At 44.4% G+C, this 1330-nt stretch carries 2 protein-coding genes; both read left to right on the top strand.

The window, feature by feature from the left end:
* The first annotated feature begins 76 nt into the window (after positions 1–76).
* The gene (locus tag KQI26_RS15070; protein ID WP_118748573.1) at positions 77–424 is read left to right on the top strand and encodes a helix-turn-helix domain-containing protein; all 348 of its coding nucleotides are present in this window, start codon (positions 77–79) and stop codon (positions 422–424) included.
* Positions 421–1296: an IS3 family transposase gene (locus KQI26_RS15065; protein ID WP_216505051.1), complete on the top strand. Its 876-nt coding sequence runs from the start codon at positions 421–423 to the stop codon at positions 1294–1296. Before KQI26_RS15070 ends, KQI26_RS15065 begins: the two co-directional genes overlap by 4 nt.
* Positions 1297–1330 lie beyond the last annotated feature (34 nt).

The raw sequence follows: 1330 nt of genomic DNA, 5'->3' as shown, positions 1-1330 counted from the left end.
TGAAGTGATAAAATAATGGTAGACACAAAAGTGCCTACCATTATTTTTATGCTATTATAGACATGGAGGTGGCAATATGGCTGGTAAATACACGATGCGAAGCAAAGAAGAAAAGTTAGCTATTGTAAAGAGGAATTTAGCAGGAGAAACTTCAAGGTCACTCGAAAGAGAAACAGGATGCAGTCATCGGTTAATACAAGAGTGGACCAGAAAGTATCTAGCAGAAGGTGAAGCCGGGCTGGAAGTTAAGAAGAAACCCGGGAATCCTTTATCTCGTTATGAGCGCCGGAATGAACTGACCTACGAGGAGCAGCTGCAATACCAGATCGAACTGCTGAAGAGAGAGCTGGTTAAGAAAGAGGCGGAGGTACTTCGTTTAAAAAAACGGAACGAACGAAAAGGGGGCGATGCCCGAAAAAGATGATCCGAGAGATGTATGCCGAGATTCAAAAGCAGACAGACAAACATTCTGTCAGCGAACTTTGTGAAATCTACGGTGTTTCTCGCAGTGGCTACTACAAGTGGCTGAAGCGAGCAGGACAGTTAAACCGGTATGAGAAAACACATAAAATACTGGATAGTTATGTCCTGGACATCCATTCCCACCACCCAATGATGGGATACCGCCAGATCAGGGATAAGCTGTACCTTGAATTCGGTCGGATCGTCAGTGATCCTACTGTTTGGAAGTCAATGAAGCGACTAAGAATCCACGGATACACCAGGCGCAGGAAAGCTACGGCCACAGGAACCAACTTAGAACACATCCGCTATGCCAACATACTGAACAGAGAATTCAAAGCAGAGAAGCCTATGCAGAAGATTGTGACGGATGTTACTTACATCAAACATAACGGCAAGTGGTATTATCTTGCAGGCTATTTGGATCTGTTCAACAACGAGATTCTGGAATGGGAACTCAGCGATACTTTTGACAATTTCCTCGTTATGAAGCCGGCAGAGCGCCTTCTGAAAAGAAAAATGAGCACCGAACACCAAGTCCTTTTGCACAGCGACCAAGGTGTCCAGTACTCATCCGCAGGTTATTGTAACCTGCTTAAAGAATACAATGTAATTCAAAGTATGTCAAGGGCCGGAAACCCTCGCGACAACGCAGTTATGGAAAGCTTTTGGGGGCGATTCAAGGACACGCTGCGCAAGCACTTCCGTTACTGGGAATGTGATGATCTGAGATCTACCATTGAGCAGGCAATCTATTATTTCAACAATGAACGACCCGTCCGCAAACTAAAAGGAAAACCACCAGTCCCATATAGAACAGAACTGGTGGCATAAGAAATTTTGTGTCTACTAACTATTGACTACTTCA

Origin of the sequence: Intestinimonas sp. MSJ-38 (assembly GCF_018917925.1) — a bacterium.
In the GTDB taxonomy this organism is placed as follows: domain Bacteria; phylum Bacillota; class Clostridia; order Oscillospirales; family Butyricicoccaceae; genus Pseudobutyricicoccus.
The sequence above is the reverse complement of the archived record's forward strand: the minus strand, read 5'-3'. Positions and strand labels throughout refer to the sequence as shown.

Coding starts and splice junctions, on each gene's coding strand:
- KQI26_RS15070 (WP_118748573.1), top strand. CDS start 77: ATGGCTGGTAAATACACGATGCGAAGCAAAGAAGAAAAGTTAGCTATT.
- KQI26_RS15065 (WP_216505051.1), top strand. CDS start 421: ATGATCCGAGAGATGTATGCCGAGATTCAAAAGCAGACAGACAAACAT.